We start from the raw sequence: 22,732 nt of genomic DNA, 5'->3' as shown, positions 1-22,732 counted from the left end.
ATTACCCTATCTAATAGGAAACCAACCAATTATATGAGTAATATTTTAATAACTTCTGGAGGAAGAAGAGTTTCTCTAGTTAAAGCATTTAAGAACGAGCTAACTAAAGTTGACCCTTCAGGCAAAGTGTTTGTTGTTGATGCATTACCTAGTCTCTCTGCTGCAAGCCAAATTTCTGATAAGGCATTTAAAATTTGTGAGATTGAAGATCCGGCTTATATAGATGCATTGTTGAAAATATGCATAGAAAACAATGTTAGCTTAATAATTCCTACCCTAGACACAGAGCTTTCGGTATTAGCAAAGAATAAGAAAAAGTTTTTAAAATTTAAGATCCAGCTAGTATTATCAAGTAAAAAACTTATAAAGAAATGTAATAATAAACTATTATCTCAAAGTTTATTTAATAAATTAAATATTGAAGTACCCAAAGTCTATTCTAAAGATAATTATAAACTTCCCATATTTATAAAACCAATTAATGGGAGTGGTAGTGATGAAAACTACATTGTTAAAAGTGAAGATCAAATATCTAAATATCACAAAAATAATAATCTACTTTACTTTTTTGAATATTTGAACCATGATGATTATGATGAGTATACATGCGATCTATATTATGATAAAAGTAGTATTTTAAAATGTGTCATTCCAAGAAAACGAATTGAAATACGTGGAGGAGAAGTAAGTAAAGGTGTTACCAAAAAGAACCAAATTATACCTTTAATTGAAAGTAATTTTAAGCATTTAAAAGGAGCTAGAGGATGCATCACTGTTCAATTGTTTTTGCATAAAACAAATAAAAACTTAATGGGGATTGAAGTTAACCCTAGATTTGGTGGAGGGTATCCGTTATCATATTTGGCAGGGGGCAACTACCCAAAATGGTTAATTCAGGAATACCTTTTAAACGAAGAGTTAAATTATTATAATGATTGGGAAGAAAATTTATTAATGCTTAGGTACGATAATGAAGTTTTAGTACATAGTTATGAAAACTAAAAAAATAGTTGTTTTTGATTTAGATGATACGCTTTATAACGAAATAGACTATTTAAAGTCTGCTTTTAATGAAATAGCTGTAAAGATCTCTAATAAGATCAACATTAATAAAGATGCTATAAATGATAAGATGCTTGATTATTTTTACAGTAATAAAAATGTTTTCTTAGAAATAATTAAAGCGTACAATTTACAATTTACTGTAGAAGAATTGTTGAGTATATACAGAAAGCATCAACCTAATATAAGTTTATCAGAAGATAGAATATCTGTATTGAATAACTTAAAAAAAGCAAATATAGATCTTGCATTATTAACAGATGGCAGAAGCATTCAACAACGAAGCAAAATTAGGGCATTACGGCTTAATAGATGGTTTTCAGAAATTGTAATATCTGAAGAATTTGGTAGTGAAAAGCCTAATATTAATAATTACAAACATTTTGAAAAAATGTTTGGGGAAGGTGTTTATTATTATGTAGGTGATAATATTGGTAAAGATTTTGTTTCGCCAAATAAACTTAATTGGACAACGATATGTCTAAAAAATAATGGTTTAAATATACATAAACAAGATGAAGAAACAGTAAATGAAGAATATTTTGCACAAAAAACAATTACTGAATTTTTACAGTTAAAAGAAATAATTAATCAATAAGAAAATGAATTCTTAATTATGAATATAAACTTGATCTTTAAAGATGTTAAAACTTTTATTAAAAAAGAAAATGGCTTACTCTGCTTATTAATTTTAACCGATTTGATATTTGTTTTTATTCATACACTTTATCTCTATGGTATCACTGATGATAATTCTAACTATTCCTTAGAGAAAGACTTTGGTTATTCAGAAGTGTTTCAATATATAAAAGAGTATTGGATATTTTTATTACTACTTTTTATTTTTATTAGAAAAAAGAAAATAACATATTTTATATGGTCTGTATTTTTTTTGTATTTATTGTTAGATGATTCCTTAAGTATACACGAGAACTACGGTGAATTATTAGCTAATTATTTTAATATAACCCCTCAATTTAATTTACGGTCTGTAGATTTCGGTGAAATCCTTGTGTCACTTTCTGTAGGTGTTAGTTTTTTGATTTTACTTCTATTAGCATATATTAAAGGTGGAATTAGAGAAAGAGAAATAACAAGAACACTTGCTCTTTTTATAATAATGCTAGCTTTTTTTGGTGTATTTGTAGATTTAATTCATGTAGCTTTACCCATTCAAAAAAATAAAATAGCAGTTATTGAAGATGGCGGAGAAATGTTGGTCATGAGCATTATTTTATCATATGTTTTCATGAACTATTCCCATTTGAAATTGTATTTGCAAAAATAAGGTTAGTACAAATGATGTGATTTTATCATTTTGTAGTTTAACCATAAATATAAAAGTGCACTACCTCCAATAAGCATTTCTATAAGTTCTGAGATTCTTTGCATAGGTTGATTATTATTATCCATAGATGTTAGAACATCAAGAAGTGAGTGAAAAAAAATAATTAAGAACCAAAAAAATAAAAGTTTAGGAACACTAATTTTTTTTAGTTTTTTATAATTACCCACAAATATTCCTATTAACCCTCCAAGCCCAAAAAGAAGTCTAAGGTTTTCATTATGGCCATGAATTCCCTTTATATTGTGAATTGTTGTTTCTCCTTGCTTATTAATTTTAGCCCATTTTTCAGGAGTATCAAAATGAAAAAACCATTGTCCCCAAGCAATTTCTTCCATGGCAATCAAAATCAAACATATAGAAAAAAACAAATAGAATACTGTTATATATTTTTCCATGTATTTTGAATATTTTAAACTAAACCAACTGCCAAAAATGCCACCAATTATTAAAGAAACAAATGTTAACATTTCTATTGGCGCGTTTTCGTCAAGCAGCCAAAAACCAAACGATTTAGTAGGTTTTAAAATTAGTAGTAGTCCAACTATGAAAGTTATAATTATAGGTGAAACAAATATGATATGTGCAGTTTTTTTACTAAGCTTATAGTCGGTCAAATTTAAATTGCTAGTGATGTTTTTCATAAACATATTAAGTCTAAATAAGGATGTTATTTTTTAAAGTTTTCAATATTAAGCGCTGAAATATAGTAGTTTATGGCTTGTTTCTACTTTTTATCTTTTAGCATCTTAAAATTTAACCAAAAATATAAAAAAGAACTTCCTGCTATTAATAGCTCAATAAACTCAGAAGTTTTTACAATAGCAAAATCATATTTAACACTAATAGAAACCCTATCTTGAATGGAATCAACAACTGCATGGCAAAAAATGATAAAAAACCAAGAAACAAGTATATATGGAACACTTATTGTTTTAAATTTATTGAAAGAGCCTAGTATAATTCCAAACATTCCACCTAAACCAAAGAGTATACGAAGAATCCCTGAATGGCCTTGCATACCTTGTAAATTATGGAGTGTAGTTTCTCCCTGGCCATTTATTTTAGCCCATTCTTCAGGAGTATCAAAATGAAAAAACCACTGACCCCATGAAATTTCTTCCATAGCAATTAATATTAAACAAATAGAAAAAAAAAGATAAAAAACCTTTGCATACTTTTCTAAAGGTCTATTAAAATTCTTAATAGTATAAATGCCTAATATTCCAGTATATAAAAAAATAATAAAAGTTAATAATTCAATTGGGGAATTTTCTTCAAGAAGCCAAAAACCAAGTTTTTCTGTTGATGGAAAAACGAAAAGAAGCCCCATAATAATTGTTAATATTATGGGAGTAATAAAAATAATTAACATTACTCTTTTAGAAACATTGTACGAAGAAGAGAATAGTTTTAACATATTTTATAGATTTATGAATAAAGTTAATGTAATAGTTTTTATTTATAAAAATAAACTTAGGGATAATTTTTAAAATATTATTTTTAGTTTTATCTTATTAAGATATATAAATTAAACTTTTGAAGTTTAAATAAGCTTTTAATCTATTAATTTATGTCTTGAATATAGGTTCTTCCTATTTTAGTTATTACAATTTTTATATATGAAATTAAGTATAGTTGTTCCATTTTTTAATGCACAACCACATTTAGAAAGATGCCTGCATAGTTTAGTAAATCAAAATATAAAATATACCGATTACGAAATAATCTTAGTAGATGATGGTTCTACAGATAAAGGGATAGAAATAGCTAAAACTTTTAAAGATAGTTATGATAACATTTTTATTTACAGTCAATATAATAAAGGGTTAGGAGCTACAAGAAATAGAGGTATAGAGTTAGCAAAAGGAGACTATATTTATTTTATTGATGCCGATGACTATTTGGCCTTTAATATATTGGATATCATCTTAAAGTATGCTGAAGAGTTGGATTTGGAATTGCTAGGATTTAATACAATTTCTACTAAAGAAACAGACTTATTTATTTCTAAAACTAGAGACAAAATACATAATACAGATATTCTAGAGGGTGTCGATTTTTTAGTCAAGAATAAATATCATAGGCTTGAGGCATGGTGGTATCTAATTAAAAGGGAGTATTTGTTAAAAACAGGCTTTAAATTTGAAGAAGGCAAGTTTATGGAAGATGCTATTTTTACGTTTAATATCTTTTTGAAGGCCAACCGAACTATGTTTTTACCAATCGATGTACACAGGTATGTTAAAACTAATGATTCCATTATGAACAATAATAAACAAGAGCATTTATTAAAAGTCATAGAAGATTATATTGCCTTAGTTTATAGGTTTAACTCACTTGCTAATGAGATTTTAGAGAACAATATTTCAAATGCCTCAGAAATTGTTAAGAACATAAAATATAAAAGTACAGTAAGCATCTATTTTATGTTTTTTAAAATTATTAAATCCAAGATGTCTATTCAAGAAATTAATAAAATTCTAACTAGATTAAAAAAAATTAATATATACCCTCTAAAAGGGTTTATAGGAGAGCAATACTTTCATAAAAAATTTAAGATAACTGCGTTTATTTTTAATCATAAATATATTTTCTATATTTTTTTGTACCCGCTTAGGCTTCTCTATAAGTTTAAATTAGTTAACCTAGACCTATAGTTGCTTATCCATTTTAATATTATATTATGAAGTTGAGTGTTTTAATTCCTATGTATAATGCGGAAGCTTATATTGAAAGATGTTTATACAGTTTAATGCATCAAAACATATCGAAGCAGGATTATGAAGTTATCGTATTTAATGATGGATCTAATGATGCAAGTAAAACAATTGTTGAAAATTTTGTTAATAGCCATTCTAATGTTTTTTTGTACTCACATAAAAATGAAGGCGTAATATCGACTAGAAACAAACTATTAAAATTAGCAAAAGGCACCTATATATATTTCATGGATGCAGATGACTATGTTGCTTATAACTCTTTGGAGGAAATATTAGAGTTTTCTTTACAAAATGAAATAGATGTTATGGGATTTAATACTTTGGTAACGAAAAATGAGACATTATTTAATCTGAACACATTATTTTGCGAATATGAGTTACCAAAAATTGTATCTGGAACTCAATTTCTTAAAGAGAATAAAAATCTTCGTATTGAAATTTGGTGGTTTTTGATACGTAAAAATTTTTTAAGCACGAATGAGCTGATTTTTAACGAAGATATTCAAGATTATGATGGTGATGTAGTTTTCACATTACGGTCATTTTTATATGCAAAAAAAGTAGCGTATTCTCCAATTTCTATATATAGATATTTTCAGTCCGAAGAGTCTACCATGCGAACTGCAAACTATACATATGAAAAAAGAATAGCAGAGTATTTTTTAGCTTTAATTTATGACTTTAGTAATTTAATAGATAACTTAGAAAAACTTCCTGTCCCACATAAAGATGTTATAAAAAGCAATTTTGAATTTAGAAGAGATGCTTTTACTTTTTTTACAATAATAAAAATGATTAGGGCTGAATTCAGTATAGAAATAATTAAAGAAAAATTATTAAAATTAGAAAGTATTAAAGCTTACCCTATACAATCGTTTATAGATGAGGAATACAAAAAATTGAAATACAAGGTGTTGGTCTATATTTTTAATCATAAGGGTTTACTGTTTACGTTCATTCGATTGCATAAAATTTATTTAAAATTTCGATTTAAGATATTTTAGATATAATAAACTCAGAATTATATACTTATCTATTATATGATGAAACAAGCCATATTAATTACTGCGTATAAAAACTTTAAGCATTTAGTCGATATTATTGATTTTTTTGATGAAAGTTTTGAATTTTATATTCATGTTGATAAAAAAAGTAAGGTTCTGAAAAGTGATTTCGAAAAAATAGGAGCAAGAAAAAATGTTAAAATACTATCACGAAAATACAGAGTAAATTGGGGAGGTTTAAATCATTTAAAAAGCTCTTTGTTTTTAGCGAGTAAAGCCTTAGAAGAACCAGCTAATCAATATTTTCATTTAATTAGTGGGCAAGATTTTCCAATTAAAAACATCACACAATTCAAGAAAACGACCAATGGTTCTAATTTGAAAGATTATTTAGAATATTTTGAAATTCCAACAAAGCATTGGGCAAATGAAAATGGGGGATTAGATAGAATTCAATATTACCATTTATTTGATATGTTAGACGCAAAAAAACATATTAAATGGATATGGAGGTTTGTTAGACTTCAAAAGAAATTTCACTTTAAAAGATCAATTAAAGACGAAACTCCCAAATTATACGGTGGATCTACTTGGTGGAGTTTGTCTAGAAAAACATTACAATATGTAATTTATTATACAAATAATAGTCCCTATTTAATTAATAGACTTAAATATACTTTTTGTCCAGAAGAAATATATTTTCAAACGATTATTATGAATTCTAATGCTTCAAAAAAAGTTGTAAATGATAATTTAAGGTATATTGATTGGGAGTCTACTCGTATAGATAAATATAGTATTTCTCCTGCGGTATTAAGTAGTAGTGATTTTGAAAAGATTAAAGCATCTAAAAAGTTATTTGCAAGGAAATTTGATAGTCCAACTTCAGATAGTCTAAAAGCTATGTTACTAAAAAATGAATAATAGTTTGTTTTATTTTTTATTAGTTATAATGATTAAAAATATAATTGACGGATAGAGAAAATATTTTATAGCTTTACAAGCTTATAAAGATGATAATGACAATAGACTTAAGAAGCGACACCGTTACAAAACCAACAAAAGGGATGCTTGATGCCATGATGCAGGCAAAAGTTGGAGATGATGTATTTAGAGAAGATCCAACAGTTAATAAATTGGAGGCGCGTGTTGCGAGTATGTTTGGTAAAAGTGAAGCCTTATTTTTTCCTAGCGGAACCATGGCAAATCAAACGGCATTAAAGTTGCATACAAAACCAGGAGATCAGGTTATTTGTGATAAGTATGCTCATATTTATAATTATGAATCTGGAGGTGCATCTTTTAATAGTGGTATTTCTTGTAAATTGATAGATGGAAATAAAGGCATGTTTAAAGCAGAACAAGTTCTTGATGCTATAAATCCCGAGGCTTATTATTATAGTCATACAAGTTTAGTGGAAATAGAAAACACCACAAATAAAGGAGGAGGAGCTTGTTGGGAATTTGATGAGATAAAAAAAGTAAGAGCTGTTTGTGATGAGCATTCCCTTGGATTTCATTTAGATGGTGCGCGTATATGGAATGCTTTAATAGCCAAAAATGAAACAACTGAGCAGTATGGAACTATTTTCGATACAATTTCTGTATGTTTGAGTAAAGGATTGGGGTGCCCGATAGGATCTGTTTTAGTAGGTGATTCAGAAATTATGAAACAGGCCATACGTATTAGAAAGATTTTTGGAGGTAACATGCGGCAAGCAGGTTATTTAGCTGCAGCTGGTTTGTATGCTTTAGATAATCATGTTGAAAGATTATCAGAAGATCATAAAAAAGCTAAAGAGATCGGGGAGACCCTTTCTAAATTACCAATTATTAGAACCGTTGAGCCTATTGAAACCAATATTGTTATTTTCGAATTGAATATAGATGTAAATGAAAACTCTTTTGTGCAAAAACTAGCAGATAAAGACATTCATATCATTAGTATGGGAAGCAATAAACTACGTATGGTGACACATTTAGATTACACGAATGCAATGCATGACAAATTATTAAGTACGTTGCAAACAATTATTTAAACATATCCATACCAGGAATATTAGGCATGCCTTCTTTTGCAGTAGCTGCTAACTCAGCTTCATTAATCTTTGTTGCTTTCTCTATCGCTTTATTTAGAGTAAGGATAAGATAATCTTCCAGTTGTTCTTTATCACTAAGCAAATCGTCATCAATTTCAATGGATTTGATAGTTCGATTAGCTGTTAATGTCACTTTAAGTTTATCGTCACTACTTGTTTCATCAACTAAAACAGAATCTAAACGTCTTTTAGTTTCTTCAACTTTTTTCTGGGCTTCTTTAAGTTTGCCCATCATATTCATCATATCTCCAAACATAATTTTATTAATTGATTATTACGTTACAAAGCTATTTAATTTTTCTATTTTTGAAGGCTTAAATTTTAAGAATAAATTCATACTCTTTGAAACATACAATTCATCCCCCAGTTGCTACTAAAAAACCAAAAGAACTTTTAATACATGGTGATTCACGTATCGATAATTATTATTGGTTAAATAAAAGAGAGAACCCAGAAGTTATAGATTATTTAAATGCCGAAAATGATTATACAAAAAGTGTGACGCAGCATACTGAAGCCTTTCAAAAAGAACTTTTTGAAGAAATGAAAGGTCGAATTAAACAAGATGATTCTACAGTGCCGTATAAACTTAATGGTTACTGGTATATAACGCGTTATGAAAAAGGTAAGGATTATCCTGTTTATTTGCGCAAAAAGGAACATTTAGATGCCAAAGAAGAAATTTTGTTTGATTGTAATGACATGGCTAAAGAGCATACTTATTTTAATTTAGGAGGTATTGCCATAAGTCCAGATAATACATTAGCAGCATTTTCAACAGATATTGTTAGTAGAAGGCAATATAATATTCAAATTAAAAATTTGATTACAGGTGAAATTTATTCAGATAAAATTTTAAACACAACAGGCTCTGTTACATGGGCTAATGATAACAAAACCTTATTTTATTCTATAAAAGATCAAGTGACACTGCGAGCACATAAAATTTTAAAACATAAATTACATACAGATACAAAAAACGATATCGAAGTGTATCATGAAGATGATGAAACCTTTAATACATTTGTATATAAAACAAAATCTAGAAAATATATTATCATAGGAGCTTCTAGTACTTTGACTACTGAATATAGAATATTGAACGCCGATACTCCAGATGATGAATTTAAGGTGTTCCAAGAGCGTGTTCGCGAATTAGATTATAATATTTCTCATTATAATGATCATTTTTATATTATAACAAATAGTGACAGGGCTACTAATTTCAAATTACTTAAAACAAAGGAAACCAAGACTCAAAAGGAGAACTGGGAGGAAGTCATTCCACATAGAGAAACCGTTTTATTGGAAGATATTGAGATTTTTAAAGATTATTTAGTGTTAAATGAACGTGAAAATGGACTCAATAATTTACGAATTATCAGTTGGGATGGTACAGAGGACTATAAATTACCCATTAATTCCGAAACTTATACGGTATTTATAGGCAATAATGCCGATTTTGATAGCGATGTATTACGTTATGGCTTTAACTCTTTAACTTCTCCAAGCTCAGTAATAGATTATAATTTTAAATCTAAACAAAAAGATATCAAGAAAGAACAAACCGTTTTAGGGGGTAAGTTTGATAAAAATAATTATGAATCTAAGCGAATTTGGGCAACGGCAAGAGATGGCGTGAAAGTCCCTATTTCTTTAGTATACAAAAAGGGGATTAAGTTGGATGGAACAAATCCGTTATTACAATATGCTTATGGTTCCTATGGTTCAACTATAGACCCTTCTTTTTCAAGCATTCGTTTAAGCTTATTAGATAGAGGCTTTATTTACGCGATTGCTCATATTCGTGGAGGTGAGTATTTAGGGAGAAACTGGTATGAAAGCGGAAAATTACTTACTAAATTAAATACATTTCATGATTTTATAGACTGCTCAAAGTATTTAATAGAACAAAAATACACTTCAAATAAGCATTTATACGCTTATGGCGGATCTGCTGGAGGCTTATTAATGGGAGCTATAATTAACATGAACCCTGAGCTTTATAATGGGGTTTTAGCAGCTGTTCCTTTTGTGGATGTAGTTACTACCATGCTGGACGATAGTATTCCATTAACGACAGGAGAATACGACGAATGGGGAAACCCTAATGATTTAAACTATTATAACTACATGAAATCATATTCTCCATATGATAATGTAGAAGCCAAAGCGTATCCCAACATGTTAGTTACTACAGGTTTACATGACTCGCAGGTGCAATATTGGGAGCCGGCAAAATGGGTAGCAAAACTCAGAGAATTGAAAACAGATGCTAATAGGCTATTATTACATATAGACATGAATTCCGGACATGGCGGTGCTTCTGGGCGTTTTGAGAGTTTGAAAGAAGTTTCTTTAGAATATGCATTTTTATTAGATTTAGAAGGAATTAATAGGTAATATAAAAAAATGTTTTATTTTTGTCAGGTTTTAGGTTCCAAATATTTTTAGTAATATTACCTAAGCTTATAAAAAGCATTTATGAAACACAAAAATCAGGTTTTTGACAATGTATTAGATTTAATAGGTCATACCCCACTTATTAAGCTTAATAAAATAGCCTCGAAATTTAAAGGAAATTTTTACGCAAAAGTAGAATCTTTTAATCCAGGACATTCTTCAAAAGACAGAATAGCACTTTACATTATTGAACAAGCAGAGAAAAAAGGAATTTTATCACCTGGCGATACTATTATAGAAACAACATCCGGTAATACTGGATTTAGTATAGCGATGGTAAGTATTATAAAAGGATACGATTGCGTTTTAGCTGTAAGTTCTAAATCTTCAGCAGATAAAATAGACATGCTTAAAACCATGGGCGCTAAGGTTTATGTTTGTCCGGCACACGTAAGTGCAGACGATCCTAGATCTTATTATCAAGTAGCGAAACGTTTGCACGAAGAAATAAAAGGTTCCGTTTATATCAATCAGTATTTTAACGAACTAAATATTGATGCACACTATAAATCAACTGGTCCAGAAATTTGGAAACAAACAGAAGGTAAAATAACACATCTTGTTGCGTGTAGCGGAACAGGGGGGACTATTTCAGGTACTGCAAAGTATTTGAAAGAACAAAATCCTAATGTTAAAGTTATTGGAGTAGATGCTTTCGGATCTGTTATTAAGAAATATCATGAAACCAGAGAGTTTGATGAAAAAGAAATTTACCCTTATAGAATTGAAGGATTGGGTAAAAATTTAATTCCAACGGCTACTAATTTTGATGTTATTGATGAGTTTGTGAAAGTTACTGATGAAGAAAGTGCGCATACAGCCAGATTAATAGCTAAATCTGAAGGTATGTTTGTTGGTTACACATCTGGTGCTGCTATGCAAGCTATTATGCAATTAGGAGAGCTAGGAGAGTTTAAAGAAAGTGATAATATTGTTATTATCTTTCCTGATCACGGATCAAGATATATGAGTAAAGTATACAGTGATAAATGGATGAATGAGCAAGGCTTTTTTGACAGTAAAAATGAAGCTGCAGCGCAGAATATTCAATATATAAAATAATATAAATCATTACTTTAAAAAGAGATACTATTTTGTCTATACAACAAAATAGTATCTCTTTTTTTATTTTATTAATAATTGGGCCGTAAAAATTATGCTCAAACCATATAAATATTTAATTTTGCAATAACTAACTAAGGACAGAAAGCTTTCATGAAACATCCCAAAAAACATTCTAAATTTGTTTTGTTTTACTTCAAAGCATCTACCTATGTAGTTATGTCTTAATTTTAATGGATATAAGATTATAATAGATGAAGGATTTATTTGAAAAGATTTATAAGGACAAAGGACCGTTAGGTAAATGGGCTTCCCAAGCTGAAGGTTATTTTGTATTCCCTAAATTAGAAGGAGAAATTTCTAATCGTATGAAATTTCAAGGAAAGGATGTTATCACTTGGAGTATTAATGATTATTTAGGATTGGCGAATCATCCTGAAGTAAGAAAAGTAGATGCAGAAGCTGCTGCTAAGTATGGCTCAGCTTATCCCATGGGAGCAAGAATGATGTCTGGTCATACAGATTTACATGAAAAATTACAAGATGAGTTAGCGTCATTTGTAAAAAAAGAAGCAGCTTACTTATTAAATTTTGGATACCAAGGTATGGTATCTACCATAGATGCTTTAGTATCTAAAGATGATATTATTGTTTATGATGTGGATGCACATGCATGTATTATTGATGGTGTTCGTTTACATATGGGTAAACGTTTTACTTATAAGCATAACGATGTTGAAAGTTTAGAAAAAAACTTAGACAGAGCGGCAAAGATGGCAGAACAAACTGGAGGAGGGATTTTAGTGATTTCTGAAGGTGTTTTTGGAATGCGAGGCGAACAAGGTCGTTTAAAAGAAATTGTAGCTCTTAAAAAGAAATATAACTTTAGATTATTTGTTGATGATGCACACGGATTTGGTACATTAGGTGCTACAGGAGCAGGAGCAGGGGAAGAGCAAGGTGTTCAAGACGATATCGATGTATATTTTGCAACATTTGCTAAATCATTGGCAAGTACAGGAGCATTTATTGCTGGAGATCAAGAAATAATTGATTACTTAAAATATAACTTGCGTTCTCAAATGTTTGCAAAATCTTTGCAAATGCAATTAGTTGTTGGTGCTTTAAAGCGTTTAGAGATGCTTAAAACAATGCCAGAACTTAAAAATAAACTTTGGGAGAATGTAAATGCTCTACAATCTGGATTAAAAGATCGTGGTTTTGATATTGGAACCACTCAAAGTTGTGTTACCCCAGTATACTTAAAAGGAAGTATTCCTGAAGCTATGGCTTTAGTTAGGGATTTACGTGAAAATTATGGAATATTCTGTTCTATAGTCGTTTACCCTGTAATACCTAAAGGATTAATTTTGCTAAGATTGATACCAACAGCAACCCATACTTTAGAAGATGTATCGGAAACTTTAGCTGCTTTTGAAGCTATTAGATCCCGATTAGAAAATGGAACATACAAACGCTTATCTGCTTCCGTAATGGCAGCAATGGGCGAATAGTATATTTCATAATATAGATGAAAAATCCGATTCATAATTGAATCGGATTTTTTTATGCGATATCTTTTTTAAATGTGCAACGCCTTTTATTAACTACAGGCTTAAAATTCTTCCATATTTGCTGAATAGCAACATTGTCGTCCAATTCGGGACCTCTTACACATAGTTCAATGCCTTTTTCAGTAAATGTTTTATGAAATTCATCAAAAATAATAGCAGTAACACCTTTGTTTTGGTATTCAGGTAAAACACCAATTAAATAAAAAGTAACTGTTTTGGCATGTTTCTTTGCGTGTAATAAATGTTTGATTCCAAAAGGAAACAACTTGCCATTCATTTTTTGCAAAGCTTTTGCGTATGAGGGGGTAACGATTCCAAAACCAACGAGCTTATTATCTTTGTCTAATACAAATTTCACATATTCTGGGTTTAAAAACCCAATGAATTTTTTCTTAAAATATTCACGCTGCTCGTCATTTATTTCTACAAACGTTGAAAGGACAGCGTGCGATTTAGAAAATACATCAAACATTTCATCGGTATAAGGAAGTATGTCTTTGTTTTTTGTAAAATTTAAAGCTCTTAGTCCATAACGCTTTTTTATAACCCCTTGCATTCTTGTAAAAAAATCAGATTTAATATTTTTAAACTCCATGATATTCTCAGAGTATGATTTTGCAACATCATAGCCCAATTTTTTGAAATGATCAGCATAATATGGTAGGTTGTGCCAAGTGATCATGCTTCCCATTTGATCAAAGCCTTCTGTAACAACACCTACTTTATCAAGATTAGAGAACCCAACGGGACCTTCAAGGAATTCAAGATTGTTTTCTTTTCCAATTTCTATGACCTTGTCTAATAAAGCTTTTGTAACATCTACATCATCAATAACATCAAACCAGCCAAAACGCATTTTTTTTGTATTTTGATCTTTTACTTCCAGCCAATTGATTATGGCTGCTATACGACCAACAATTTTATCGTTTTTATAAGCTAGAAATAATCTGGCTTCAGCATCATTAAATACAGGGTTTTCTTTTTGGTCAAATGTTTTAATTTCTTCACTAATAATTGGTGGTACCCAATATTTTGAGTTTTTATTAAGTTTAAAAGGGAACTTAACAAAGGCTTTTAAGTCCTTCTTTTTATGTATTTCTTTAATTATTATCATATAAGGTTAAAATGATAGTTGTTTTGATTCTTAATTGTCGTCAAAATCTATATCGTCTCGTTTTTTTCGTTTTTTTGTATTGTTATTATTATCTATATCGATATCACTTTTTTTGCCTTTATTACGTCTGGATTTTCTTTTTCCTTCTTCTTTAGCTGAATTACCATTATTTATATCTTTATCTTTTTGTTCTTTATCTTCATGAAAGTCTAATCTATAAGATACTCCAAAATTGACACCAAAAACAGATGGTGTATCTTTTGTGTTAAAAGTTAATGCTGTGTCTAATTGAAGATCTCTTCCTAATAAGTAAGCGCCTCCAAATCTAAAAAGATTATCGGCATAAAAATCACTTTGTATCCCTTGGGCCTCTCCAAATATAACTAACTTGGGATTGAAAGCATGTGTTAATGTTAAAATATATTGAAAATCTGATTGTTCAGATCCAATTCTATCTTTTATTAAATTCATAACAAATACCCATCCTCCAGGAAAATTATTTTGAGTAGCTATCATTACTTTTGGGCTAAAGCCTTCAACTCCTGGAGCTGTATATGGATTGTCTTTTGTATCAAAATTCGCTCCTAGATACACTGATATAGCAGGAATTAAAGAACTCCATTTAAAGCTGTGGTTTGCGCGCCAGCTGTATAAGTTTGGCTTTTTTTCTGCAGTATTTTTATAAGGGTCGTACACTAGGTACTTAGCTCCAAATGCTATCGTTCTAAAGTTGGAACGTTTTTCTTCAGCAGAAAAATTAGAAGTGAAGGTTTTAGTGTCATTTTGATAAGTTCCTTCAATATTTAATTCTAACTCTTCAAATAATAATCCATACCGCGCAGCAAAATCAATTCCGAATCCCGATACTTCATAAGTAGGGGCTGGTGTTCGTTTTTCTTTTGTGATATAAGGCCCTATTTCAAATTGAGCAACGTTTGTACCAACAGAAAAGGCACTTCGCGACACACCTGGTCTATTTGAGTTGATAACATCTGTATATTGACTGTATGCTTGAATTGAAATTAAAGTCAATAAAAAGCATAAGGTAGATTTCATTGGGTTCATAATTAAGGTTTTAGTATACAATTAGTAACATATTTGTAATACATTATTATCATATTTAAGTTCAAAGACTTTTTTCAAATATAGATATTTTATACTTTTTTTATCATTTTTGAACGTTTTTTAAACGTATAGAATTGTATTTTTGTTAAAAATAATTTTTATGCTACAATTTGCATCTGTAACAGGTTTTGTCAGAATGATACTAATCATTCTCCTTATTTACTTTGGGATAAAAATTTTATCACGTCTATTTGCTCCGTTTCTTGTTAAATATGTTGCTAAGAAAGCAGAACAACGTTTTGGTGACCAATTTGGTCAATTTAGAAATCAACAACAACAGGAAAAGCAAAAAAAAGAAGGAGAAGTTACCATCGATAAGATGCCTAAAACCAAAACCTCAAATAAAAATGTAGGTGATTATGTCGATTACGAAGAAATTGATTAATTTTCACCAACATTGTTCTTAATATACTTTCATGCAACTTTCAATCAAAAGAATAGGTCCTCATTTATTAGTTTTAATAGGATTTATAATACTTTCTCTGGCTTATTTTAGCCCTGTTTTAAAAGGAAAACAGATTTTTCAAAGTGATATCATGCAATATATAGGCATGAGCAAGCAACAGAAGGATTTTAAAGCAGCTACAGGAGAGGAGACTTACTGGACAAATAGCGCTTTTGCAGGTATGCCAACCTATCAGTTAGGAGCAAAGTATCCTCATAATTATATTAAGAAGTTAGATTTAACACTACGGTTTTTACCTCGACCAGCAGATTACTTGTTTTTATACCTACTGAGTTTTTATATATTACTATTAGTCTTAAAAGTCGACTTTAAGCTTGCTGCACTTGGTGCTATTGCTTTTGGGTTTTCAACCTATTTAATAATTATTTTAGGAGTGGGACATAATAGTAAAGCGCATGCTATTGCTTATATGCCTTTAGTTTTAAGTGGTATTTTACTTGTGTTTCAAAAAAAGTATATTTCTGGGTTTTTATTAACAACTATAGCTATGGGCTTAGAGCTTGTTGCTAACCATTTTCAAATGACTTACTATTTGTTATTATTAGTCATTGTTTTAGGCGTTGCGTATTTAGTTGATGCTTACAGAAAAAAGATATTACCACATTATTTTAAATCGATAGGTGTTTTAGTTGCTGCCGTTGTGCTTTCAATAGCTTTAAATGCTACAAATATCTTAGCTACGCAAGAATATGTAAAAGAAAGTACTCGTGGAAAAAGCGAATTGACTATAAACCCAGATGGGTCACCCAAACCAGTAACTTCAGGCTTAGACAGGGATTATATCACACAATTTAGCTATGGTATTGTTGAAACTTTTAATCTTTTCATTCCAAGATTCATGGGAGGAGGAAATGGTGAAGATGTTGGTAGAAATTCTGCTACATACGAAGCTTTTAGAAGATTAGGAGCTACCACGACACAAGCATTAGAAGAATCTAAGCACGCACCCATGTATTGGGGAAAGCAACCTATTGTTGAAGCACCAGCATATATTGGAGCTGTTGTGTTGTTTTTATTTGTTTTCGCATTATTTCTTGTGAAAGGACGACTAAAATGGTGGCTTGTTGGAGGCGTTTTATTGTCGCTATTGTTGTCTTATGGAAAGAATTTAGGGTTTTTGACAAACTTCTTTATTGATTATGTGCCGCTTTATAACAAATTTAGAGCAGTTAGTTCTATTCAAGTGATTTTAGAGTTATGCATTCCTGTATTGGCAATTTTTGGATTAGTAAGATTATTTAATGATTTTGAAAAAAAAGAGGATAAACTTAAAGCTTTAAAGTATACCAGTATCATTACTGGCGGGCTTGCTTTGGTATTCCTGCTGTTTAAGTCGTCATTATTTGATTTTGTTGGAGCCAGAGATGGTCAATACATACAAGCCTACGGACAGGATTTTGTTAGAGCCCTTAAAGAAGATAGAAAAACCATATTCACACAAGATTCTTTACGAACACTTATTTTAGTATTGCTGTCCGCAGGAGTTATTTTTGCTTTCTTGAGAGATAAATTAAAGGAAAAATGGGTTATAGTCGTATTTTTAGGCTTGATTCTTTTTGATTTGGTTGGCGTTAATAAGCGTTATGTTAATAATGATGATTTTGTATCGTCCATTAGAGTAAATAAACCTTTTCAAGCTAATGAAGTGGATAAAGAGATTTTAAAAGATACCTCACATTTCAGAGTGTTTGATTTAGTGTCTGGCCCATCAAAACCTTCATATTTCCATAACTCACTAAATGGCTATAATGCTGCGGAATTAAAGCGCTACAGAGAAGTTTTTGATTTTTATGTATCACAAAACAATATGAATGTGCTTAGCATGTTTAATACCAAATATATTATAGCCCAAGATGAGAAAGAAGGTTTGTTTTCTTATAAAAATAATGAAGCAAATGGCAATGCATGGTTTATACAAAGTTTGCAAAAAGTAGAATCGGCAAATGAAGAAATTAAGCAGTTAGATAGCTTGCCTAATAAAATTAAGGCTATTTATTCGTCACACAAGGCTTTGGAGACGCTAAAAGATATAAAACAGAAGTATGTAGTTGATTCGTTAGCCACTATTGATTTAGTTGAAGTAACCCCAAATTATTTAAAGTATACATCTAAAAATTCAAATGAAGGGTTTGCCGTTTTCTCTGAAATATATTATGGTAACGGATGGAAAACTTTTGTAGATGGAGAAGAGTGTTCGCATATGCGCGTTAATTACATATTGCGCGGTATGCAAATACCAGCAGGTAGCCACACAATAGAATTTAAATTTGACCCTGAAGTGGTTAAAACGGGTAGCCGTATTGCTTTAGCGAGTTCTGTCTTATTTGGAATATTGTTGCTTGGAGGTTTGTTCTATAGGTTTAAAAAGAAATAATTTGTCATTCATGTGTATTATATTGAGTGGGGTCGAAGTGAAGGCAAGAAGTCATGATATTAATCTAGTTTCGATTGTTTAGATGTCCACCTTCATAGGAAAAACCTAATGAAAAAAAAAGTACTTATAATATCATATTATTGGCCACCATCTGGTGGCCCTGGAGTACAGCGTTGGTTGAAATTTGTTAAATACTTACCAGAGTTTCATATTGATCCTATTGTTTACATTCCAGAAGCACCTAATTATCCACTAGTGGATGAAAGTTTAGTCTCTGAGATTCCGAATAACGTCACAGTTTTAAAATACCCCATAAAAGAACCTTATAAATTAGCAGGGCTTTTTTCAAAAAAATCATCAAAAACTATAAGTAAAGGGATTATACCTGATTATAAAAAGCAAAGCTTTATTGAAAAAGTGATGCTTTACATAAGAGGTAATTTTTTTATACCGGATGCTAGAATTGGTTGGGTAAAGCCTTCAGTGGTGTACCTTTCGAAATATATTTTAGAAAATAATATAGACACTATTATAACTACTGGGCCACCGCATAGCTTACATCTTATTGGTTTGCAATTAAAAAAAGACCTAGGAGTAGAGTGGTTGGCCGATTTTAGAGATCCTTGGACAACGATTGGTTATCATAAGCAGTTAAAATTAACTAAAGCTTCAAAAGAAAAGCATAAAGTTTTAGAAAAAAAGGTTTTAAATACTGCGAGTCAGATAATTGTAACGAGCTTCACTACCAAAAAAGAATTTCAGGAAATAACAAGTCAGCCGATAGAAGTTATTACAAATGGTTATGATTATGAAACAACTACTGCTTTTGAGTTGGATTCAAAATTTTCAATAGCACACATAGGGTCTTTATTATCAAAACGAAATCCAGATGTTTTGTGGAGCGTGTTAAGTGATCTTAGGAAAGAAAACGATGATTTCTTAAAAGATTTTCAGCTTAATTTTATAGGAGCTGTTAGTGTGGATGTGCTAGAAAGTATTAGAAATAATGATTTAAGCGATTGTGTTAATGAAGTGGGTTATGTTTCACATAAAGAAGCTATTGCATGTCAAAAAAAATCACAGGTATTGCTATTAATAGAAATCGATTCAGAGGATACTAAATGTATTATACCAGGAAAATTATTTGAATATATGGTTTCAAATAGACCCATTATGGCAATAGGACCCAATGGTTCTGATGTTGAAAAAATTATTAAGGAAACAAATACAGGTGTTTATTTTAATTACGATGATTATGAATCGTTAAAAACAACGATCTTAGAACATTACAAAGCGTTTAAAAATAAAAGCTTACAATCGCATCCAATTGGCTTGCAAAAATACAGTAGAAAACAATTAACACAACAGTTAGTAGCGCTAATCAAAAAATAAGAATACAAAGCATAATAGGTTTTAATTTATTACATATTAATACTCTTTGGATTCGAAATTTAATTATAAAATAGTATAAAGAATTAATGGGAGTAGTAGCTTCACAATCTTTTAAAAATGTTGTCTCAACATATTTAGGTTTTTTTATAGGAGCTATAAACACCTTGTTTCTTTATACGGAATTTCTTAGTGACGAATATTATGGTATGGTAGGGTATATGCTGTCTTTAGCATATGTTATTATGCCCTTAATGGCTTTTGGAGCACATAATACGTTAGTTAAGTTTTATTCATCTTTTAAAACGCGGATATCATTAAATAGCTTTTTAACGCTCATGTTATTTTTGCCATTTATAATTGTCATTCCTTTAAGTTTTTTTAACTATATATGTTATAGTATCATTGGTGATTTTTTATCTGAAAAGAATGTTATTATCAAAAATTACTTGTGGCATATTATAATAATAGCCCTTGCTTTGGCATATTTCGAAATATTCTTTGCTTGGGCAAAAGTGCAGATGCAAACCGTATTTGGAAACTTTATGAAAGAAGTTTTTCACCGAGTTGGAACTATGATCTTATTGTTTTTTTTACACTTCAAAGTTGTTAGTGTTGAGCAATTTATGATGGGATTGGTTGGTGTTTATGTTTTAAGAATGCTTGTTATGAACTTGTACGCATTTAGTATTAAGCCACCTGTTATTATGTTTAAGCGCGTGAATGGGCTTAGTCATATTTTGAAGTATTCTTTTTTAATAATCATTGCAGGATCTATAGCGACCATACTTTTGGATGTCGATAAGGTTATGTTAGGACACTATATTGATATTAAGGAGATTGCATATTATAATGTAGCTGTTTTTATAGCTACAGTTATTGCTGTGCCACAAGAATCCATGCATCAAATTTTACTTCCCTTATCGGCTAAGTATTTAAATGAGAAAAAATTTGATGACCTAGAAGATTTATACAAAAAAAGCTCCTTAAATTTATTTATAATAAGTGGATTTATATTTCTTTTAATAGTGTTGAATATTAATGAATTGTATTATATAATTCCTGAAGAATTTGGTGGCGGGCTTTTTGTTGTACTTATAGTTAGTGTCACTAAATTGTATGATGCCTTTTTAGGCAGTAATAATGCTATTTTATTTAATAGTGATTATTATAAAGCAGTATTATTCTTAGGGATAGCCCTAATTATTTTAATGATTATTTTAAACATGGTCTTTATCCCTTTATTAGGTATAAATGGAGCGGCGTTAGCAACTTCTATTGCTGTTTTTGCATACGATTCAATCAAGTTGCTTTTTGTTTATAAGAAGTTTAGAATTCATCCTTTTACAGCAGATATATTTAGGATAGCTGTTTTAATAATTTTAAGTGTTTTGCTTTTTTATTTTTGGGAATTTCCTTTTTACCCGATCATAAATATAGCTTTAAAGTCTACTTTAATTACAGCGTTATATCTATTTGTAATTTATAGGTTTAAGTTTTCTGAAGATATTTCAAGATTAATTGAACGCTATTTGAAGATTAAATAAATACTGTAAAAACAGAAAACCCCTCGATGTCGCTTTGAGGCAAACATGTCGAAGGGCTTTCCAAACTAACCAACCAAAATTGTTATGATCGTCTTCTACTAGTCGATCTTGTATTGTTATTACTAGATTTACTTCTACTCTGTGTAACTCTTGGCTTATTGCTTTGAGAATATCTGTTTACACTTTTTCTCTGCGTTACTCCAGATTTATTTTGAGCCGTACGCTGCGTAGCAACTCGTTGGGTGTTTCTATTTCTATTATATGTACGTACATTTTGCGTTCTTGGTTTTTGAGTAACAACATTTTTACGTTGTTGTGTCACTTTATTTGTTCTAACACTATTATTTCCAGCGCTTCTAGTGTTATTATTATGATTAATAACAGTGTTTTTTCTAGCAGAAACAGATCTGCCTCTTGTGTTTTTATTTATATTAGAGTTGTTGCGTTTCGTAGTTGTTCTGTTTCCTGTTGAATAGTTTCTTCCAGTATTTCCGTTAATGGTATTGCTACGTCTTGTATTAGTTTGCGCAATGCTTCTTCTGTTATTTGCTTGTCTATTTATTCGTGTTACATTTCTAGTACTTCTATTTACAGTAGCATACCTTTTATTTCTTGTTACAACATGACCACGTCTGCTAGCAATAGCGGTTCTAGGTCTGTAGTTATTATAAAATGGCCTGTTATAAGTATAACGCACCGGGCTATAATATCTTCTGTAAGGTCTATTGTAAACCACACAATAGTCATAAGAAGGAATGCTGTAATAACGATGCCATGGTCTGTAAACATAGCTTCTATTATATACGTTTATAAAGCCTGAACAATGTGAAAAACGATTGTATCTGTTGTAGTGTACATATAAGCCACCTACGCGGTTTACATATCCAAAGTTATTATAATAAACATTTACGTTTCCTACTTGACTAACACGTCCGTAATAGTCATAATAAATAGGGGTGTTTTCTATCTGAATAATAGCGCCAAATTCATCATATTGAACATAGGCATTATAGTCATATCCAGAATTAAAACTGAAGTTTATATTAGGAGTTCCTATTGAAACATTCACATTGGAACCAGAATAGCGTTGTATGTTAAAATCGAACTGTCCATCACGGAATACGGAAAACTCAATGCCATTTTCAACGAATATGAAAGAGTTTCCATAACCTCTGCTGTAAATAGATGTTGTATTTGTATCTGTATTGGTTGCGGTGGCATTAACAGTAAATCCCGTAAGGATTAAACTTGCTATTAAGAATATAAACTTTTTCATAATATTTGTTTTAATGGATGAATACGTTTAGTCAATTACAAACAGTGTGCCAAAAAAGGACAACGTCACTTAAGTTGTTGTAAATCAGTAAATATATGGTTGATAACTT

Annotated in this window: 20 protein-coding genes; 14 read left to right on the top strand and 6 right to left on the bottom strand. The window is 30.1% G+C overall.

Features of this window, described 5'->3' with window-relative positions:
- Nucleotides 1–33: 33 nt before the first annotated feature.
- From Q4Q39_RS11070 to Q4Q39_RS11060, 3 genes are read left to right on the top strand one after another with little or no spacing between them, the layout of a single operon-like run.
- The gene (locus Q4Q39_RS11070; protein WP_303282538.1) at nt 34–1,002 is read left to right on the top strand and encodes an ATP-grasp domain-containing protein; all 969 of its coding nucleotides are present in this window, start codon (nt 34–36) and stop codon (nt 1,000–1,002) included.
- Entirely contained in the window at nt 992–1,660 is a 669-nt protein-coding gene (locus Q4Q39_RS11065) for an HAD family hydrolase (RefSeq protein WP_303282537.1), read from the top strand. Before Q4Q39_RS11070 ends, Q4Q39_RS11065 begins: the two co-directional genes overlap by 11 nt.
- A gap of 30 nt (nt 1,661–1,690) precedes the next feature.
- Nucleotides 1,691–2,350, top strand: coding sequence for a DUF8692 domain-containing protein (locus tag Q4Q39_RS11060; protein ID WP_303282535.1), 660 nt, complete (start codon nt 1,691–1,693; stop codon nt 2,348–2,350).
- 2 nt (nt 2,351–2,352) lie between these two features.
- Here Q4Q39_RS11060 and Q4Q39_RS11055 read toward each other — a convergent pair whose 3' ends face one another.
- Both Q4Q39_RS11055 and Q4Q39_RS11050 read right to left on the bottom strand, forming a co-directional pair.
- Nucleotides 2,353–3,051 (bottom strand): hypothetical protein, encoded by a 699-nt coding sequence (locus Q4Q39_RS11055; protein ID WP_303282534.1) that lies wholly within the window; start codon nt 3,049–3,051, stop codon nt 2,353–2,355.
- Between the two features lie 83 nt (nt 3,052–3,134).
- A complete protein-coding gene (locus Q4Q39_RS11050; RefSeq protein WP_303282533.1) occupies nt 3,135–3,827 on the bottom strand; it encodes a hypothetical protein in 693 nt (230 codons plus the stop codon).
- 202 nt (nt 3,828–4,029) lie between these two features.
- Here Q4Q39_RS11050 and Q4Q39_RS11045 point away from each other — a divergent pair, with 202 nt between their 5' ends.
- From Q4Q39_RS11045 to Q4Q39_RS11030, 4 genes are all read left to right on the top strand, one after another.
- Nucleotides 4,030–5,067, top strand: coding sequence for a glycosyltransferase (locus Q4Q39_RS11045; RefSeq protein WP_303282532.1), 1,038 nt, complete (start codon nt 4,030–4,032; stop codon nt 5,065–5,067).
- Between the two features lie 26 nt (nt 5,068–5,093).
- Nucleotides 5,094–6,134: a glycosyltransferase family 2 protein gene (locus tag Q4Q39_RS11040; protein ID WP_303282531.1), complete on the top strand. Its 1,041-nt coding sequence runs from the start codon at nt 5,094–5,096 to the stop codon at nt 6,132–6,134.
- A 36-nt stretch (nt 6,135–6,170) separates the two neighbouring features.
- Complete coding sequence (locus tag Q4Q39_RS11035; protein ID WP_303282530.1) at nt 6,171–7,058, top strand: beta-1,6-N-acetylglucosaminyltransferase; 888 nt, start codon at nt 6,171–6,173, stop codon at nt 7,056–7,058.
- Nucleotides 7,059–7,153: 95 nt separating this feature from the next.
- Complete coding sequence (locus Q4Q39_RS11030; protein ID WP_303282529.1) at nt 7,154–8,173, top strand: threonine aldolase family protein; 1,020 nt, start codon at nt 7,154–7,156, stop codon at nt 8,171–8,173.
- Here the strand turns inward: Q4Q39_RS11030 and Q4Q39_RS11025 are convergent.
- The gene (locus tag Q4Q39_RS11025) at nt 8,166–8,489 is read right to left on the bottom strand and encodes a YbaB/EbfC family nucleoid-associated protein (protein ID WP_303282528.1); all 324 of its coding nucleotides are present in this window, start codon (nt 8,487–8,489) and stop codon (nt 8,166–8,168) included. The two genes, Q4Q39_RS11030 and Q4Q39_RS11025, sit on opposite strands and share 8 nt — an antisense overlap.
- 86 nt (nt 8,490–8,575) lie before the next feature.
- On the opposite strand from Q4Q39_RS11025, the gene Q4Q39_RS11020 reads away from it, so the two are divergent.
- From Q4Q39_RS11020 to capB, 3 genes are all read left to right on the top strand, one after another.
- Nucleotides 8,576–10,636, top strand: coding sequence for a S9 family peptidase (locus Q4Q39_RS11020; RefSeq protein WP_303282527.1), 2,061 nt, complete (start codon nt 8,576–8,578; stop codon nt 10,634–10,636).
- An 81-nt stretch (nt 10,637–10,717) separates the two neighbouring features.
- Nucleotides 10,718–11,758: a cysteate synthase gene (gene capA, locus Q4Q39_RS11015; RefSeq protein WP_303282526.1), complete on the top strand. Its 1,041-nt coding sequence runs from the start codon at nt 10,718–10,720 to the stop codon at nt 11,756–11,758.
- Nucleotides 11,759–12,012: 254 nt separating this feature from the next.
- The gene (gene capB, locus Q4Q39_RS11010; protein WP_303282525.1) at nt 12,013–13,272 is read left to right on the top strand and encodes a cysteate-C-fatty acyltransferase; all 1,260 of its coding nucleotides are present in this window, start codon (nt 12,013–12,015) and stop codon (nt 13,270–13,272) included.
- Nucleotides 13,273–13,324: 52 nt separating this feature from the next.
- Here capB and Q4Q39_RS11005 read toward each other — a convergent pair whose 3' ends face one another.
- A complete protein-coding gene (locus tag Q4Q39_RS11005) occupies nt 13,325–14,446 on the bottom strand; it encodes a GTP cyclohydrolase (protein ID WP_303282524.1) in 1,122 nt (373 codons plus the stop codon).
- A 30-nt stretch (nt 14,447–14,476) separates the two neighbouring features.
- Nucleotides 14,477–15,511, bottom strand: coding sequence for a transporter (locus tag Q4Q39_RS11000; protein WP_303282523.1), 1,035 nt, complete (start codon nt 15,509–15,511; stop codon nt 14,477–14,479).
- Between the two features lie 160 nt (nt 15,512–15,671).
- On the opposite strand from Q4Q39_RS11000, the gene Q4Q39_RS10995 reads away from it, so the two are divergent.
- From Q4Q39_RS10995 to Q4Q39_RS10980, 4 genes are all read left to right on the top strand, one after another.
- The gene (locus Q4Q39_RS10995) at nt 15,672–15,956 is read left to right on the top strand and encodes a DUF4834 family protein (RefSeq protein ID WP_303282522.1); all 285 of its coding nucleotides are present in this window, start codon (nt 15,672–15,674) and stop codon (nt 15,954–15,956) included.
- 31 nt (nt 15,957–15,987) lie between these two features.
- The gene (locus Q4Q39_RS10990) at nt 15,988–18,411 is read left to right on the top strand and encodes a YfhO family protein (protein WP_303282521.1); all 2,424 of its coding nucleotides are present in this window, start codon (nt 15,988–15,990) and stop codon (nt 18,409–18,411) included.
- 108 nt (nt 18,412–18,519) lie between these two features.
- On the top strand, nt 18,520–19,803 hold the full coding sequence (locus Q4Q39_RS10985; protein WP_303282520.1) for a glycosyltransferase family 4 protein: 1,284 nt from the start codon (nt 18,520–18,522) through the stop codon (nt 19,801–19,803).
- Nucleotides 19,804–19,889: 86 nt separating this feature from the next.
- Nucleotides 19,890–21,347 (top strand): lipopolysaccharide biosynthesis protein, encoded by a 1,458-nt coding sequence (locus Q4Q39_RS10980; protein ID WP_303282519.1) that lies wholly within the window; start codon nt 19,890–19,892, stop codon nt 21,345–21,347.
- 82 nt (nt 21,348–21,429) lie between these two features.
- Here Q4Q39_RS10980 and Q4Q39_RS10975 read toward each other — a convergent pair whose 3' ends face one another.
- A complete protein-coding gene (locus tag Q4Q39_RS10975) occupies nt 21,430–22,623 on the bottom strand; it encodes a hypothetical protein (RefSeq protein WP_303282518.1) in 1,194 nt (397 codons plus the stop codon).
- Nucleotides 22,624–22,732 lie beyond the last annotated feature (109 nt).

The organism is Flavivirga amylovorans (genome assembly GCF_030540875.1).
GTDB lineage: Bacteria > Bacteroidota > Bacteroidia > Flavobacteriales > Flavobacteriaceae > Flavivirga > Flavivirga amylovorans.
Note: the sequence above shows the minus strand (reverse complement) of the source record. Positions and strands in the feature narration are given on the sequence as shown.

Coding starts and splice junctions, on each gene's coding strand:
- Q4Q39_RS10985 (WP_303282520.1), top strand. CDS start 18,520: ATGAAAAAAAAAGTACTTATAATATCATATTATTGGCCACCATCTGGT.
- Q4Q39_RS10980 (WP_303282519.1), top strand. CDS start 19,890: ATGGGAGTAGTAGCTTCACAATCTTTTAAAAATGTTGTCTCAACATAT.
- Q4Q39_RS11005 (WP_303282524.1), bottom strand. CDS start 14,446: ATGATAATAATTAAAGAAATACATAAAAAGAAGGACTTAAAAGCCTTT.
- Q4Q39_RS11035 (WP_303282530.1), top strand. CDS start 6,171: ATGATGAAACAAGCCATATTAATTACTGCGTATAAAAACTTTAAGCAT.
- Q4Q39_RS11030 (WP_303282529.1), top strand. CDS start 7,154: ATGACAATAGACTTAAGAAGCGACACCGTTACAAAACCAACAAAAGGG.
- capA (WP_303282526.1), top strand. CDS start 10,718: ATGAAACACAAAAATCAGGTTTTTGACAATGTATTAGATTTAATAGGT.
- Q4Q39_RS11070 (WP_303282538.1), top strand. CDS start 34: ATGAGTAATATTTTAATAACTTCTGGAGGAAGAAGAGTTTCTCTAGTT.
- Q4Q39_RS10975 (WP_303282518.1), bottom strand. CDS start 22,623: ATGAAAAAGTTTATATTCTTAATAGCAAGTTTAATCCTTACGGGATTT.
- Q4Q39_RS11040 (WP_303282531.1), top strand. CDS start 5,094: ATGAAGTTGAGTGTTTTAATTCCTATGTATAATGCGGAAGCTTATATT.
- Q4Q39_RS11050 (WP_303282533.1), bottom strand. CDS start 3,827: ATGTTAAAACTATTCTCTTCTTCGTACAATGTTTCTAAAAGAGTAATG.
- Q4Q39_RS11025 (WP_303282528.1), bottom strand. CDS start 8,489: ATGTTTGGAGATATGATGAATATGATGGGCAAACTTAAAGAAGCCCAG.
- Q4Q39_RS10990 (WP_303282521.1), top strand. CDS start 15,988: ATGCAACTTTCAATCAAAAGAATAGGTCCTCATTTATTAGTTTTAATA.
- Q4Q39_RS11000 (WP_303282523.1), bottom strand. CDS start 15,511: ATGAACCCAATGAAATCTACCTTATGCTTTTTATTGACTTTAATTTCA.
- Q4Q39_RS11065 (WP_303282537.1), top strand. CDS start 992: ATGAAAACTAAAAAAATAGTTGTTTTTGATTTAGATGATACGCTTTAT.
- Q4Q39_RS10995 (WP_303282522.1), top strand. CDS start 15,672: ATGCTACAATTTGCATCTGTAACAGGTTTTGTCAGAATGATACTAATC.
- Q4Q39_RS11045 (WP_303282532.1), top strand. CDS start 4,030: ATGAAATTAAGTATAGTTGTTCCATTTTTTAATGCACAACCACATTTA.
- Q4Q39_RS11055 (WP_303282534.1), bottom strand. CDS start 3,051: ATGAAAAACATCACTAGCAATTTAAATTTGACCGACTATAAGCTTAGT.
- capB (WP_303282525.1), top strand. CDS start 12,013: ATGAAGGATTTATTTGAAAAGATTTATAAGGACAAAGGACCGTTAGGT.